13 protein-coding genes and 1 pseudogene are annotated in these 13,657 nt (G+C 72.7%); all 14 read left to right on the top strand.

Annotated features, from left to right (window positions below):
- Nucleotides 1-2: 2 nt before the first annotated feature.
- Nucleotides 3-1,265: a site-specific integrase gene (locus tag BIV25_RS27795; RefSeq protein WP_071375188.1), complete on the top strand. Its 1,263-nt coding sequence runs from the start codon at nucleotides 3-5 to the stop codon at nucleotides 1,263-1,265.
- Nucleotides 1,266-1,450: 185 nt separating this feature from the next.
- Nucleotides 1,451-1,765 (top strand): hypothetical protein, encoded by a 315-nt coding sequence (locus tag BIV25_RS27790; protein ID WP_071375187.1) that lies wholly within the window; start codon nucleotides 1,451-1,453, stop codon nucleotides 1,763-1,765.
- Between the two features lie 390 nt (nucleotides 1,766-2,155).
- Nucleotides 2,156-2,677: a DUF2617 family protein gene (locus tag BIV25_RS27785; protein WP_071375186.1), complete on the top strand. Its 522-nt coding sequence runs from the start codon at nucleotides 2,156-2,158 to the stop codon at nucleotides 2,675-2,677.
- 88 nt (nucleotides 2,678-2,765) lie between these two features.
- Nucleotides 2,766-4,409, top strand: a complete 1,644-nt coding sequence (locus BIV25_RS27780; protein ID WP_071375185.1) for a polyamine aminopropyltransferase — start codon at nucleotides 2,766-2,768, stop codon at nucleotides 4,407-4,409.
- A gap of 67 nt (nucleotides 4,410-4,476) precedes the next feature.
- On the top strand, nucleotides 4,477-5,286 hold the full coding sequence (locus BIV25_RS27775; RefSeq protein ID WP_071375184.1) for an SRPBCC domain-containing protein: 810 nt from the start codon (nucleotides 4,477-4,479) through the stop codon (nucleotides 5,284-5,286).
- Nucleotides 5,287-5,326: 40 nt separating this feature from the next.
- Nucleotides 5,327-6,133: an aldose epimerase gene (locus BIV25_RS27770; protein ID WP_071375183.1), complete on the top strand. Its 807-nt coding sequence runs from the start codon at nucleotides 5,327-5,329 to the stop codon at nucleotides 6,131-6,133.
- Between the two features lie 73 nt (nucleotides 6,134-6,206).
- On the top strand, nucleotides 6,207-6,755 hold the full coding sequence (gene pyrE / locus BIV25_RS27765; protein WP_053666167.1) for an orotate phosphoribosyltransferase: 549 nt from the start codon (nucleotides 6,207-6,209) through the stop codon (nucleotides 6,753-6,755).
- 144 nt (nucleotides 6,756-6,899) lie between these two features.
- On the top strand, nucleotides 6,900-7,922 hold the full coding sequence (fbaA, locus tag BIV25_RS27760) for a class II fructose-bisphosphate aldolase (RefSeq protein WP_071375182.1): 1,023 nt from the start codon (nucleotides 6,900-6,902) through the stop codon (nucleotides 7,920-7,922).
- A 63-nt stretch (nucleotides 7,923-7,985) separates the two neighbouring features.
- Nucleotides 7,986-9,434: an MFS transporter gene (locus BIV25_RS27755; RefSeq protein ID WP_071375181.1), complete on the top strand. Its 1,449-nt coding sequence runs from the start codon at nucleotides 7,986-7,988 to the stop codon at nucleotides 9,432-9,434.
- Nucleotides 9,435-9,569: 135 nt separating this feature from the next.
- Nucleotides 9,570-9,983: a DUF3151 domain-containing protein gene (locus BIV25_RS27750; RefSeq protein WP_071375180.1), complete on the top strand. Its 414-nt coding sequence runs from the start codon at nucleotides 9,570-9,572 to the stop codon at nucleotides 9,981-9,983.
- A 151-nt stretch (nucleotides 9,984-10,134) separates the two neighbouring features.
- The gene (locus tag BIV25_RS27745) at nucleotides 10,135-10,980 is read left to right on the top strand and encodes a tryptophan 2,3-dioxygenase family protein (RefSeq protein WP_071375179.1); all 846 of its coding nucleotides are present in this window, start codon (nucleotides 10,135-10,137) and stop codon (nucleotides 10,978-10,980) included.
- A gap of 7 nt (nucleotides 10,981-10,987) precedes the next feature.
- Nucleotides 10,988-12,199 carry a kynureninase gene (gene kynU / locus BIV25_RS27740; protein ID WP_071375178.1) on the top strand — a complete coding sequence of 404 codons (1,212 nt, stop codon included), beginning with the start codon at nucleotides 10,988-10,990 and terminating at the stop codon, nucleotides 12,197-12,199.
- 144 nt (nucleotides 12,200-12,343) lie between these two features.
- Nucleotides 12,344-13,276 (top strand): alpha/beta hydrolase, encoded by a 933-nt coding sequence (locus tag BIV25_RS27735; RefSeq protein WP_071375177.1) that lies wholly within the window; start codon nucleotides 12,344-12,346, stop codon nucleotides 13,274-13,276.
- A 186-nt stretch (nucleotides 13,277-13,462) separates the two neighbouring features.
- Nucleotides 13,463-13,657: pseudogene (locus BIV25_RS50470) on the top strand (hypothetical protein); the annotation flags it as partial.

Here is a 13,657-nt window from a genome sequence, read left to right as displayed (position 1 = left end):
ACATGGCTGGCCACATCCAGGACCGCTGGTACAAGACCGAGACCGGCGCCGATGGCAAGACCGTCCGCGTCAAGACGGACCGGCACGGCACGGGCATGCGCTACCGGGCCCGGTACGTCGGCCCCGACGGCACCGAGAGGTCCAAGAGCTTCCCCGACCGACAGAAGCGGCTCGCTGAGAAGTGGCTCAGCGCCATCGAGACGGACATGACGCGCGGTCAGTACACCGACCCCAAGTCCATGCAGATCACGTTCCGGCAGTACGCCGACAAGTGGTTGGACACCAAGACGCCCAGCGCCATGACCCGGAAGGAACTCGGCCGGCGCCTGCGCCTGCACGCCTACCCGGTGCTCGGCTCGCGGCCGATCGGGACGTTCCGGCCGGAGCACATCAGGGAGTTCGTTGCTGCCCTGGAAGCGAAGCCCGGCGTCGGTCCGTCCTACGCCCGGAACATCTTCGCGGACGTTCAGTCGGTGCTGTCTGCCGCTGTCGACGACGCGTTGTTGTCGCGCAACCCGTGCGGTGCGCGGACCGTTCGGCGTCCCAAGCCTGACCCGCATCCCGTCGTCCCGTGGGTGCCCGACCAGGTGTTCGCCGTTCGCGCGGCCCTTCTGGATCGGTACCGAGCGATGGTCGATGTCGGCGCCGGATGCGGTCTGCGTCAGGGCGAGGTGTTCGGGCTCGCTGAGGACGCCATCGACGCCGACGGAGGCACGCTTCACGTGGTCCGGCAGATCAAGCACGTGGAAGGACACCCGGTGTTCGCTCTCCCCAAGGGTGGCAAGAAGCGGCACGTGCCGCTTCCAGGGTCTGTGTCGGAAGCGCTCCGGGTGCATATGGATGCCTTCAAGCCTGTGGAGATCACGTTGCCGTGGGACGTGCCGGAGGGGCCGAAGGTATCCGCCCGGCTGATCTTCACGGCTGAGCAAGGGGGCATGGTGTGGCGGAGCAACTTCAACGGCCTGGAGTGGAAGCCCGCTCTCGCGGTCGCTGGGCTCATCCCGGAAGCAGATGAGAACGGCAAGTACGAGTCGGCGCGCATGCATGGCATGCACGCCCTGCGGCACTTCTACGCTTCCGCCTTGCTGGACGCGGGTGAGAACATCAAGGCCGTCAGCGAGTACATGGGACATGCTGACCCGGGGCTGACGCTGCGGGTGTACGCCCACCTGATGCCCGACAGCCGCGACCGTGCTCGGCGTGCCATCGACACCGTGTTTCAGCGTCTCTCCCAGGAAGATCACGGCCCACAGACGGCCCAGTGACGCCCGGACGGCCCCTGAACTGCCCTTCTGTGCAGGTCAGGGGCCGTTGCCCTGAGAGAAGCCTCTGAAGTTCCTCAACTCTGCTTTGAGCCCCCGGGCGGCCGGGCATCCCCCGTTCACCGCGGCCCACGGGGGCCGGTGCGGGGCAACGGAAAACTCGGGGGAACGGAAAGCAGGTGACGCCCATGGGCATCGTCATCGTGGTCGTGCTGGCAGTCGTCGGGTTCATGACCGTCGGGGCGCTGCGGAGCCGGGGCAGGAGCCGGCGGGCACAGGTGTCGTTCGGCAAGCGCGGCGGCCGGTCCCGGTCGATCGGCTCGTCGTCGTCCTCGGCCGGTTACGCGGGCGGCGGCGCGAGCTGGTGGGCCGGTGACTCGGGCTCGTCGTCCTCGGGACACCACGGCGGACACCACGGCGGCCACCACTCGTGCGGCGGCGGCCACCACTCCTGCGGGGGCGGGCACTCCTGCGGCGGGGGCGGATGCGGGGGAGGCAGCTGACACGGGGCAGCTGGGCTTCCCGGGTGACGGGGGGAACGTAGTTCCGGGGGGATCACGGGGGAATACGGGGGATTCCGGAGGGGATACGGGGGAATCCCCTCCGGGGCGCACCACGGGCGCCCGTCGGCGAAGGCAGCCGGCGGGCGCCCGGCCGTTGTCCGCGCGCGCCAGGCGTACGCCATGGTTGAACAGTTGAACTGTGGAGCCCTCTGAGGGATGGAAACCCCACGAAGTTGGGTAAAAACGCTGTGGTGGCTGCTCTGTTCATGATTCCCTCTAAATCGCCAACGCAGCCCCTCGGACGTCCCGCAGAACCCCTCCTCCGGTCGGGACGCCGACCTGGCTGACATGGCTGATCTCCCCCTCATCGTGTGTTAGCGGAGCCGATCCATGCTCACGACCCTGAACACCTCCTACACCGATACGCGCGCCGCCGATCTCGCCTGGGCCCTGGGGCGCGAGCCGCTGCCCGCCCTGGCCACGCTCGACCTCGAACTGGCCGGTGCGAAGCTCCAGTTGAGACTGCTCGGCGCGTCCCACCAAGTGCTGCTGGAGGAGGAGCGCGGCAGTTGCTCGGAGACGGTCGCGTGCATCCCCGGTTCCAGCACCCCGCTGCCGCTCGGTGTCGCCAAACGCGTCGGCGACTGGGAGTATGAGTTCGCCGCCCGCGTCGAACTGCTCACGCCGGGCTCGTTCGCGGGCCGCGCACAGGAGTTGCTCGCCCTCGTCTCGGACCATCCGCACGGCCTCGCGGGCGTCTTCCCGGGCAGCCCGAACGCGTTCACCGCGCTGCTCGCGCAGCGGCACGAGGGCCAGGTGCACTGGCGGACCTGGCACGCCTACCCGCAGGACGGCCAGTTGGTGGCCACCCGCACGCGCGTGGGCGGGCGGGTGACGACGCCGACCGCGTAAGGCAGATAAACATGATCGGCCCCAACTCGCCCCAGATCCACACGTGTGGGTGACCAAGCGTGCCGAGCGCGTGACGTAACGTCGCACCGTGATCGAACCGCACGCCCCCGCGCCCCCGGGCGCCCCGCCCCACTGGACAGGCCCCGTCCGGCTGCCCGTGCGGCCCGGGACCGGGCGGTTCCTGGTTCTCGTGTGCGTCTTCGTCTGCGCGGCCTGCGGACTCGTGTACGAACTCGAACTCGTCGCGTTCGCCTCGTACTTGATCGGCGACTCGGTCACCCAGTCCTCCGTCGTGCTGTCCGTCATGGTGTTCGCGATGGGCATCGGCTCGCTCGCCGCCAAGCGGCTGCGCTGGCACGCGGCCGTCGGCTTCGGCGCGATCGAGATCGCCCTCGCGCTCGTCGGCGGGTGCAGCGCGATGACGCTGTACGCCGTCTTCGCCTGGACCGGCGGCTGGGGCGGGATGTGGGCCGACGGCCCCCGCTTCCTCCTGGTCGCCTTCTCGCTCGCCATCGGCCTGCTCATCGGTGCCGAGGTCCCGCTGCTGATGGAGCTGATCCAGCGCATCCGCCGCCAGGACGCGGGCGGCGCGGTCGCCGACCTGTTCGCCGCGGACTACGTCGGCGCGCTGGTCGGCGGTCTGGCCTTCCCCTTCCTTCTCCTGCCGTTCCTCGGCCAGTTGACCGGCGCGCTCGTCACCGGCACGGTCAACGTGGTCGCGGGCGGCGCCCTGGTCCTCGGCCTCTTCCGGCGCGACCTGTCCCGCCGGGCCCGCTGGACCCTGCTCCTCGTCGGCCTCACCGTCCTCGGCGTCCTCGCCTCCGCCGCCGCCCTCACCGGCGACTTCGACCGCGCCGCCCGGCACGCGGTCTACGGCGAGGACGTCCGGGTCGCCGTGCGCACCGGTGTCGAGGAGGTCGTCCTGGCCGGCGGTACCGACGGCCGGCCCCTCGACCTCTTCCTCGACGGCCGGCTCCGCGTCGGCGGCCGCGACGCCCGCCGCTACCACGAGGCCCTCGTCCACCCCGCCCTGTCCGGCGGCGCCCACGCGCGCGTGCTCATCCTCGGCGGCGGCGACGGCATGGCCGCCCGCGAGGCGCTGGACGAGCGCGGGGTGCGCCGGGTCGACGTCGTCGAGATCGACCCCGGCCTCATCCGGCTGGCCCGCCACGACCCCGGCCTCACCGCGGCCAACGGTCACGCCTACGACGACCCGCGTGTCCACGCCGTCACGGCCGACGTCTTCGACTGGCTGCGCGGGGCGCCCACGGCGGCGTACGACGTCGTGATCGCCGACCTGCCCGACCCCGGCATCACCGCCAGCACCAAGCTGTACTCCCAGGAGTTCTACGGCCTCGCCCGCCGCGTCCTCGCCCCCGGCGGCCGGCTCGTCGTCCACGCCGGAGCGGTCACCAGCCGCCCCCGCGTCTTCTGGACGGTCGCCGCGACGCTCCGCGCGGCCGGCTTCGCCACCTCCGCATACCGGGTCCTCGGCCACGACTCCGGCTTCGCGGCCGGCCCCGACCGCTCGGCCGCCGGCGCCACCCGCGCCCCGCACGACTGGGGCTTCCTGCTGGCCGCCCCGGCCCCCGCCGCCCCGCCGCCGCTGCGTCTGGACCGCGCCGCGCCGCGCACCCTGACCCAGGCGGGCCTCACGGCGGACGGGGCGGCGGCCCGGCGCACCCGGATCCCCGGGCTGCCGGCGTCGACGCTGGTGCATCCGCGCTACTGACGGCCGCGCGGGCCGGGATCGCGCTGCGAGGGTACGTTCCGGCCATGCGTGGGTAGGCTCAGCCGACATGGAGCACCAGGTCTTCGTTCCGGTCCCCGCCGAGCGACTGCGGGCCGCGCTGGCCGACCCCGCGCGTGTCGCCCGCGCGATCCCCGGCCTTCAGCAGGACGCCGGTGCCGAACCCGTCGCCGGCCGTCTGAAACTGCGCGTCGGCGGACACTCCGTCACCTACCGGGGGGCGGTCCGGATCACGCCCCGCGAGGACGGCGGGTACGACATGGCGGGCGACGCCACCGAGGCCCGCGGCACCGGCACCGTGAAACTCGCCCTCACCCTGCGCCTCGCGGACACCGAGGGCGGTACGACGGTCACGGCCGAGGGCACGGCGGCCGCGGCCGGCCGGATCGCGGAACTGCCCGCGGACGCGGTGAGTTCGGCGGCCACGCGCCTGCTCGGCCGCTTCGTGGAGAACCTGGGGGCGGAGCGGGCGGAAGAGGTCTCCGCGGGGGAGCCGGAGCAGGAGCCGGTGGAATCAGGGGAGCCGGTGGCCGAGGCGCACACCTCGGTCTTCGACACGGAGGTGCCGCCGCCGTCCCTGGACCCCGAGGCGGACGGACTGGCGCAGGACGCGGACCGCCTGGCGGATGACTTCGCCGACACCGGCGAACCGCCCGCCGAGGCCGCGCACGCCCGCCGCACGATGATCGGCCGCAGCGCCGAGGAGGTCGACCACGCACCGCCGCGCGGCCGCTACGCCCCGGTCCCGGCCCCGCAGACGGTCGCGGGCAACCAGGCCCTGCGCTGGGCGGCCCCGGCGGCGGCGCTGGCCGTGGCGTCGGCGATCGTCGTGACCAGGGCGCTGCGCAGACGCCGGTGAGCCCGGCGGACCCCGGGGCGGCGCCCAGTACTGTCATCCCGTGAGTAACGAAGACATCACGCTGACAGCGGGCGACGCACAGGTACGCATCAGCCCTGCCAACGGCGGCCGTATCAGCGGCCTCAAGGTCGGCTCCACGGAACTGCTCCGCCAGGGGGACCGCTTCGGCTGCTTCCCGATGATCCCCTGGTGCGGCCGGATCAGGGAGGGCCGCTTCCTGGACGGCGGGACCGTCCACCAGATGCCGCTCAACTCCCCGCCGCACGCCATCCACGGCACCGCCCGCGACGGTGCCTGGAGTGTCGCCAAGGTCACGGAGAACACGGCGGCGATCACGTACGACCTGGTCGACCCCTGGCCCTACCCCGGCCGGGTCACCCAGCTCGTGGAGCTCACCGGGGACAGCCTGACCCTGACGACGGGCGTCGAGGCGACGGCGGACTCCTTCCCGGCACAGATCGGCTGGCACCCCTGGTTCAACCGGACCCTCGCGGGCGGGGACGGTGCGGCCGACGTGGACGCGGTCCTCGCCTTCGAGCCCGCCTGGCAGGAGGAACGCGGCGCGGACCACCTGCCCACCGGCAGGCGCGTCGACCGCACGCCCGGCCCCTGGGACGACTGCTTCGGCATGCCCGGCGGCGTCGACGTGACCCTCACCTGGCCCGGCCTGCTGGAGCTGAGGGTGACCAGCCGCGAGGAGTGGGTCGTCGTCTACGACGAGCAGGCCGAGGCCGTGTGCGTGGAGCCGCAGACCGGCCCGCCCAACGGCCTGAACACCGCCGCACGCCTGGTCACCCCCGTGGACCCGCTGGAGGCGTCGACGACCTGGAGCTGGCGGCGCCTCTAGGGGGTGTCGTTTGGATCATGCCGGACCCCTCGACCGCGGAGCGGCCCGCCGGACAGGCCCTAGGCTGGTCGGCATGACGGACGTACGCGGCGCGCTGCTGCAGCAGATCAAGGACAAGGCCGTGGTGCACGGCAAGGTGACGCTCTCCTCGGGGCTGGAGGCCGACTACTACGTCGACCTGCGCCGCGTCACCCTCGACGGCGAGGCCGCGCCGCTGGTCGGGCAGGTGCTGCTGGATCTGACGGCCGACCTGGAGTTCGACGCGGTCGGCGGCCTGACCATGGGCGCCGACCCGGTCGCGGCGGCCATGCTGCACGCGGCCGCCGCGCGCGGGAAGCGGCTCGACGCCTTCGTCGTCCGCAAGGCGGCCAAGGCGCACGGCATGCAGCGCCGGGTCGAGGGCCCGGACATCGCGGGCCGCCGCGTGCTCGTGGTCGAGGACACCTCCACCACCGGTGGCTCCCCGCTCACCGCCGTCGAGGCCGTGCGCGAGGCGGGCGCGGAGGTCGTCGCCGTCGCCACGATCGTGGACCGGGCGACGGGCGCGGCCGAGAAGATCGAGGCCGGCGCGGGCGTTCCGTACCGGTTCGCCTTCTCGAAGGATGAACTGGGTCTGGACTGAACGGGCGCTTCGGCCTGGACTTGGCCGGTGCGCCGACGACGGCGCCAGGTCTGGAAAGATGGGGCCGACGACGGCGTCGAACCCCCCAGGTCTAGGTCAGGGCCTTAACGCACAACGCCAACCCGCAACACAAGGAGCGGACAGATGCCCATCGCAACCCCCGAGGTCTACAACGAGATGCTCGACCGGGCGAAGGCAGGCAAGTTCGCCTACCCGGCCATCAACGTCACCTCGAGCCAGACCCTGAACGCGGCGCTGCGCGGCTTCGCGGAGGCGGAGAGCGACGGCATCGTCCAGATCTCGACCGGCGGTGCCGAGTTCCTCGGCGGTCAGTACAGCAAGGACATGGTGACCGGCGCCGTCGCGCTCGCCGAGTACGCGCACATCCTCGCCGAGAAGTACCCGGTCAACATCGCGCTGCACACGGACCACTGCCCGAAGGACAAGCTCGACGGGTACGTACGTCCGCTGATCGCGGTCTCCGAGGAGCGCGTGAAGGCCGGCCGCAACCCGCTCTTCCAGTCGCACATGTGGGACGGCTCGGCCGAGACCCTCGCCGACAACCTCGCCATCGCCCAGGAACTGCTGGCGCGCACCCAGGCCGCCAAGATCATCCTGGAGGTGGAGATCACCCCGACCGGCGGTGAGGAGGACGGCGTCTCGCACGAGATCAACGACGAGCTCTACACCACGGTCGACGACGCGATCCGCACGGTGGAGGCCCTCGGCCTCGGCGAGAAGGGCCGCTACCTGCTGGCCGCGTCCTTCGGCAACGTGCACGGCGTCTACAAGCCGGGCAACGTCGTGCTCCGCCCCGAGCTGCTGAAGGAGCTGAACGACGGCGTCGCCGCCAAGTTCGGCAAGCAGTCCCCGTTCGACTTCGTCTTCCACGGCGGCTCCGGCTCCACCGAGCAGGAGATCGCCACCGCCCTGGAGAACGGCGTCGTGAAGATGAACCTCGACACGGACACCCAGTACGCCTTCACCCGTCCGGTCGCGGGTCACATGTTCGCCAACTACGACGGCGTCCTGAAGGTCGACGGCGAGGTCGGCAACAAGAAGGCCTACGACCCGCGCACCTGGGGCAAGCTGGCCGAGGCGTCGATGGCCGCGCGTGTCGTCGAGGCGACGAAGAACCTGCGCTCGGCAGGCAACAAGATCAAGTAAGCGGCACCTCCCGGTGGGCCCGGCGGCTGTCTATGGCGCCGGGCCCGCTGTATACCTGGGGACATGCCCGATGTCCGGCTGGCCTCGCCCCGCGGCAAGTGGATCCTGCTCACCACGGTCCTCGGCTCCAGCATGGCCCTGCTGGACTCGACCGTCGTCAACGTCGCGCTGCCGCGCATCGGCCGCGACCTGGGCGCGAGCCTCGCCGCACTCCAGTGGACGGTCAACGCGTACATGGTCACGCTGGCCGGCCTGATCCTGCTGGGCGGCTCGCTCGGCGACCACTACGGGCGCCGGAAGATCTTCGTGCTGGGCGTGGTCTGGTTCGCCGCCGCGTCCCTGCTGTGCGGCCTGGCGCCGAACTCCGCGGTGCTGATCGCCTCCCGGGCCCTGCAGGGCATCGGCGGGGCGCTCCTCACGCCCGGCTCCCTGGCGCTGATCCAGGCCTCCTTCCACCCCGACGACCGCAGCCGGGCGGTCGGGCTGTGGTCGGGCTTCGGCGGCATCGGCGCGGCGGTCGGCCCGTTCCTGGGCGGCTGGCTGGTCACCGGCCCCGGCTGGCGCTGGGTGTTCCTGCTCAACGTCCCGCTGGCCCTGCTGTGCGTACCGGTCGCCCTCCGGCACGTCCCGGAGTCCCGGGACAGCACCGAGCACGGCCGCTTCGACGTCCTCGGCGCGGTGCTGGGCGCCCTGGCCCTGGCCCTGCTGACGTACGCGCTGATCGAGGCGCGGGCCGGCTCGGCGGTGGTGGCGGTGAGCGCGGCGGCCGGGCTGGCCGCGGCGGTGGCCTTCGGGTACGTCGAACGGCACCGCCCGGACCCGATGCTGCCGCCGGACATCTTCGCCTCGCGCCAGTTCACGGCCGTCAACCTGGTCACCCTGTGCGTGTACGCCGCGTTCGGCGGGTTCTTCTTCCTGACGGCGCTCCAGCTCCAGGTGGTGGCGGGCTACTCCCCGCTCGCGGCCGGTACGGCGATGCTCCCGACGACCGCCCTGATGCTGCTCTTCTCCGCCCGCTCGGGCGCCCTCGCGGACCACACGGGCCCGCGGCTGCCCCTGACGGTCGGCCCGCTCCTGTGCGCGGCGGCGATGCTGCTGATGCTGCGGGTGGGTCCGCACGCCGACTACCTGACGGACGTCCTGCCCGCCCTGCTGGTGATGGGCGCCGGCATGGTCACCCTGGTGGCCCCCCTGACGGCGACGGTCCTCGCCTCGGTGGACACCGCCCGCGCGGGCCTGGCCAGCGGCATCAACAACGCGGCGGCGCGGGCCGCCGGCCTGATCGCGGTGGCGGCGCTGCCGCTGCTGGCGGGGATGGGCCCGGAGGCGTACCGGCTGCCGTCGGCGTTCGACGCGGCGTTCCGGCGCGCCATGCCGATCTGCGCGGGCGTGCTGGTGGTGGGTTCGGCGCTGGCCTTCGCGCTGGTCCGCCGGCCCGGTCCGGGGTGTTTGCGACCGGAATGCCGGACCTATGGGAGTGTGACGGTGCCGCCGCTGGAGGGGCAGCGGTGACCAGCCCGGTCTTCCGGGTGCGGGTCGAGGCCGGGGTGCTCGCGCCCGCGCGGCGGAGCCGCGTATCGACGCAGGCCCGCGCCCCTTCCAGCCGCTGTGACGCAGGGAACCGATCAGTGAGCCAGACTGGACTCCATGACGATTCACGAGAACCTCCTCGGCGGCCCGCCCCCGACCCACCTCCCCGACGACCCGGAGCCGCGCGAACTCCTCGCGAACGGCGCTGCCCCCGCGGACGTCGCCGCCAAGTACCCCACCTCCTCCCTCGCCTGGGCCCAGCTGGCCGACGAGGCGTTCGAGCGCGGCGCGGTCGTGGAGTCGTACGCCTATGCCCGTACGGGCTACCACCGGGGTCTGGACGCCCTGCGCCGCAGCGGCTGGAAGGGGCACGGCCCGGTGCCCTGGGAGCACGAGCCCAACCGCGGCTTCCTGCGCGCCCTGCACGCCCTCGCCCGCGCCGCGCAGGCCATCGGCGAGCAGGCGGAGTACGAGCGCTGCGCGCAGTTCCTGAAGGACTCCTCGCCGACGGCCGCCCAGACCCTGGGCTGACCCCTACGGGGAGTTCCCGGTGTGGCCCGTCTGGCAGCAGACGGGCCTTGCCGTAGAGGAGCCGATTACAGAGGATGCCGGTGGGGACCGGGGCCCCCGTGCCGGGATCGGCAGGGGCGGACCGCTACCCGGAGTACAACAGGAGACAGCGATGTCCCAACAGGCTCGCCCCCACGAGGCCGCTGAGCCCGAGACCCCGCATCTCGATTTCCAGGGCACCACGCCGTACGAGGACTACGTCCGCGCGGACGTCCTGACGCACCTCCAGCACACCCTCTCCGACGATCCCGGAGAGATGGTCTTCCTGGTCACGACCCAGGTCATGGAGTTGTGGTTCACGGTGATCGTGCACGAGTGGGAGACCGCCGCCGACGCCCTGCGCGCGGACGACGTCCCGACCGCGATCGCCGCGCTGAAGCGTTCCGTGCGGGAACTGGAGGCCCTGAACGCCTCCTGGACCCCGCTCGCCCAGCTCACCCCCGCCCAGTTCAACTCCTACCGCTCCGCCCTCGGCGAGGGCTCCGGCTTCCAGTCTGCGATGTACCGGCGCATGGAGTTCCTGCTCGGCGAGAAGTCCGCGTCCATGCTCGTACCGCACCGCGGCGCCCCGCGTGCCCACGCGGAACTGGAGAAGGCGCTGCACGAGCCGAGCCTGTACGACGAGGTGCTGCGGCTGCTGGCCCGGCACGGCCACACCGTCCCCGCCACTGTCCTGCACCGGGACGTCTCCCAGCGCTACGAGCCCTCCGACCAGGTGGAACAGGCTTGGGCAGCGGTCTACTCCGGCGATCCGGGCGCCGAACTCGCGCGCCTGGGCGAGGCGTTGACCGACGTGGCCGAGCTGGTGTGGCGCTGGCGCAACGACCACCTGGTCGCCACCCGCCGCGCGATGGGCGCCAAGCCCGGCACGGGCGGCTCGGCCGGCGTGGCCTGGCTGGAGAAGCGCGCCCGCAAGAACGTGTTCCCGGAGCTGTGGACGGCGAGGTCCCATGTCTGAGTCCGTGATGTCCGACCTGACTCTGGAAGCGGAGAAGCTGGACGCGGCGGACGAGCTGGCGCCGCTGCGGGACCGCTTCGCCCTCGACACTGCGTCTGGTCATGCGGCTGACGCCGCGGGGGTGTACCTGGACGGGAACTCGCTCGGCGCGCTGCCCGCCCATGTCCCCGACCGGGTGGCGGACGTCGTGCGCCGGCAGTGGGGCGAGCTGCGCATCCGCTCCTGGGACGAGAGCGGCTGGTGGACCGCGCCCGAACGGATCGGCGACCGGATCGCCCCGCTGGTCGGGGCGGCCCCCGGTCAGATCGTCGTGGGCGACTCCACAAGCGTCAACGTTTTCAAGGCGCTTGTGGCCGCTGTACGGATGGCCGACGCGGGCCGGAGCGAGATCCTCGTCGATGCGACGACGTTCCCCACGGACGGCTACATCGCCGAGTCGGCGGCCCGCCTGACCGGCCGCACCCTGCGCCCGGTGACCCCGGCCCAGGTGCCGGGGGCGTTGAGCACCCGTACGGCGGCGGTCCTGCTGAACCACGTCGACTACCGCACGGGCCGCCTGCACGACCTGCCCGGTCTGACGGCCGCGAGCCACGCCGTGGGCGCCCTCGCGGTCTGGGACCTGTGCCACAGTGCGGGCGCGCTGCCGGTGGGGCTGGACGAGCACGGCGTCGACCTGGCGGTCGGCTGCACGTACAAGTACCTGAACGGCGGCCCGGGTTCACCGGCGTACCTCTACGTCCGCCGGGAGCACCAGCCCCGCTTCGACTCCCCGCTGCCCGGCTGGAACTCCCACGCCGAACCCTTCGGCATGAGCCCGTCCTACACAGCGGCGCCGGGTGCGCTGCGCGGCCGGGTGGGCACCCCGGACATCCTCTCCATGCTCGCGCTGGAGGCGGCCCTGGAGGTCTGGGACGGCGTCCCCGTCCCCGCGGTCCGCGCGAAGTCCCTCGCCCTGACGGACTTCTTCCTGCGCTGCGTGCGGGCGTACACGGAACCGGGCCGCGTCGAGTCCGTGACGCCCGAGCGCCACGAGGAGCGCGGCAGCCAGGTCGCACTGCGCTGCCCGGATGCCGGTGAGGTGATGAAACGCCTGATCGACAGGGGTGTCGTGGGCGACTTCCGGCACCCTGACATCCTCCGCTTCGGGTTCACCCCGCTGTACGTCGGCTTCGCCGACGCGGAGCGGGCGGCGCGGATCCTGGCGGAGGAGCTGGCGTAGGCGACGGCCCGGAGGCCGCCCCTGGGCCGCCTCCGGGCCACCCGGACCATTCCCCCTCACCCTGCGTGACAACCCCATGTCCGCGCACGTCACCGGCCTGATACCGTCCCCGCCAAACACCTTCCGTCGCTGAGAGGTTGGAGCATGCCGGACGACGCAGCAGCAGCCCGCGCCGCCGCCGAAGAGGAGTCGGCCTTCTCGCACCCCCCGGTCGACCCCGACATCAGCTCCGCGTACGGCGACCACCCCGACCAGGTCATCGACTTCTACGTCCCCCGGTCCACCGCCCCGGACATCCCGGCCCCGCTGGTGGTGGTCCTGCACGGCGGCGCCTGGCGGGCCCGCTACGACCGCACGCACATCACCCCCTTCGCGGACCACCTGGCCCGTAGGGGTTTCGCGGTGGCGAACGTCGAGTACCGCCGGGGCGGGGAGCCTCCTCTGATCCCGGAGCAGAGCACGGGGGCGGACGCGGGCACCGGGGACGGTGGTACCGGGGACGGCGCCATCCCCTCGGCGGGTCGCTGGCCGGAGACCTTCGACGACGTGGCGGCGGCCCTCGACGCCCTGCCGGACCTCGTCCGCACCGCGCTGCCGCAGGCCGACCCGCGCCGGATGGTGCTGACGGGCCACTCGGCGGGCGGCCACCTGGCGCTGTGGGCGGCGGCCCGGCACGTCCTGCCCGCGGACGCCCCGTGGCGCACCGCGGGTCCGGCCCTCCTCCGCGGCGTCGTCGCCCTCGCCCCGATCGCGGACTTCGAGGTGGCGGAGGAGCTGGACGTCTGCGGCAACGCGAGCCTGCAACTCCTCGGCGGCCACGACGCGTTCGCCGGGCGCCGTCCGTACGCCGACCCCGTGCTCCTCCTCCCGACGGGCATCGCGACGACGCTCGTCCAGGGCCGTACGGACCTGGTGGTGCCGCAGGCGGTGGCCGAGTCGTACGCGGACGCCGCGGCGAAGGCGGGCGAGGTGGTGGGCCTGACCCTGCTGGAGGACGTGGGGCACTTCCCGCTGATCGACCCGGCGGCGGACGCGTGCGCGGTGGTGGCGGAGGAGATCGCCCAACTGGCCTGGTGACGCCGGTGGTTGCGCCCTGGACGACCTCCGGCGCCCGCCCCTTGGGGGTCGCCCCCGGTCATACCCGTAATACCTGAGAGCTACCCCGAAGGACCGCTCTCAGGCGGGACGCCAACGACACGCCCCGATCCATAACTTCCTTGTCAGAAAGGCCCGATGGCCGGGCTTTCTGAAAGGAAGCCGACCATGGGGCACCACCTCCCGCACACCCCCGCCTCCCGCCTCTCCTCCGGCCCGCAGCCGCCGACGGCGAAGCCGAGGCGGAGGCTGTTCCCGCCGAGACACCGCAGGCACTGGCGGCGCGCGTTCCTCGCCGCCCTCCTCACCACGGCCATCGCCGCCCCCCTCTCCGCCGCGACCACCCACCCCGGGATCCCGGCC

The sequence above is a fragment of the Streptomyces sp. MUSC 14 genome, assembly GCF_001866675.1.
Taxonomy (GTDB): domain Bacteria; phylum Actinomycetota; class Actinomycetes; order Streptomycetales; family Streptomycetaceae; genus Streptomyces.
Note: the sequence above shows the minus strand (reverse complement) of the source record. Positions and strands in the feature narration are given on the sequence as shown.

What these genes read in the sequence shown, in the direction of transcription:
- BIV25_RS27795 (WP_071375188.1), top strand. Translation starts at nt 3, where the DNA reads ATGGCTGGCCACATCCAGGACCGCTGGTACAAGACCGAGACCGGCGCC.
- BIV25_RS27790 (WP_071375187.1), top strand. Translation starts at nt 1,451, where the DNA reads ATGGGCATCGTCATCGTGGTCGTGCTGGCAGTCGTCGGGTTCATGACC.
- BIV25_RS27785 (WP_071375186.1), top strand. Translation starts at nt 2,156, where the DNA reads ATGCTCACGACCCTGAACACCTCCTACACCGATACGCGCGCCGCCGAT.
- BIV25_RS27775 (WP_071375184.1), top strand. Translation starts at nt 4,477, where the DNA reads ATGGAGCACCAGGTCTTCGTTCCGGTCCCCGCCGAGCGACTGCGGGCC.
- pyrE (WP_053666167.1), top strand. Translation starts at nt 6,207, where the DNA reads ATGACGGACGTACGCGGCGCGCTGCTGCAGCAGATCAAGGACAAGGCC.
- fbaA (WP_071375182.1), top strand. Translation starts at nt 6,900, where the DNA reads ATGCCCATCGCAACCCCCGAGGTCTACAACGAGATGCTCGACCGGGCG.
- BIV25_RS27755 (WP_071375181.1), top strand. Translation starts at nt 7,986, where the DNA reads ATGCCCGATGTCCGGCTGGCCTCGCCCCGCGGCAAGTGGATCCTGCTC.
- BIV25_RS27750 (WP_071375180.1), top strand. Translation starts at nt 9,570, where the DNA reads ATGACGATTCACGAGAACCTCCTCGGCGGCCCGCCCCCGACCCACCTC.
- BIV25_RS27745 (WP_071375179.1), top strand. Translation starts at nt 10,135, where the DNA reads ATGTCCCAACAGGCTCGCCCCCACGAGGCCGCTGAGCCCGAGACCCCG.
- kynU (WP_071375178.1), top strand. Translation starts at nt 10,988, where the DNA reads ATGTCCGACCTGACTCTGGAAGCGGAGAAGCTGGACGCGGCGGACGAG.
- BIV25_RS27735 (WP_071375177.1), top strand. Translation starts at nt 12,344, where the DNA reads ATGCCGGACGACGCAGCAGCAGCCCGCGCCGCCGCCGAAGAGGAGTCG.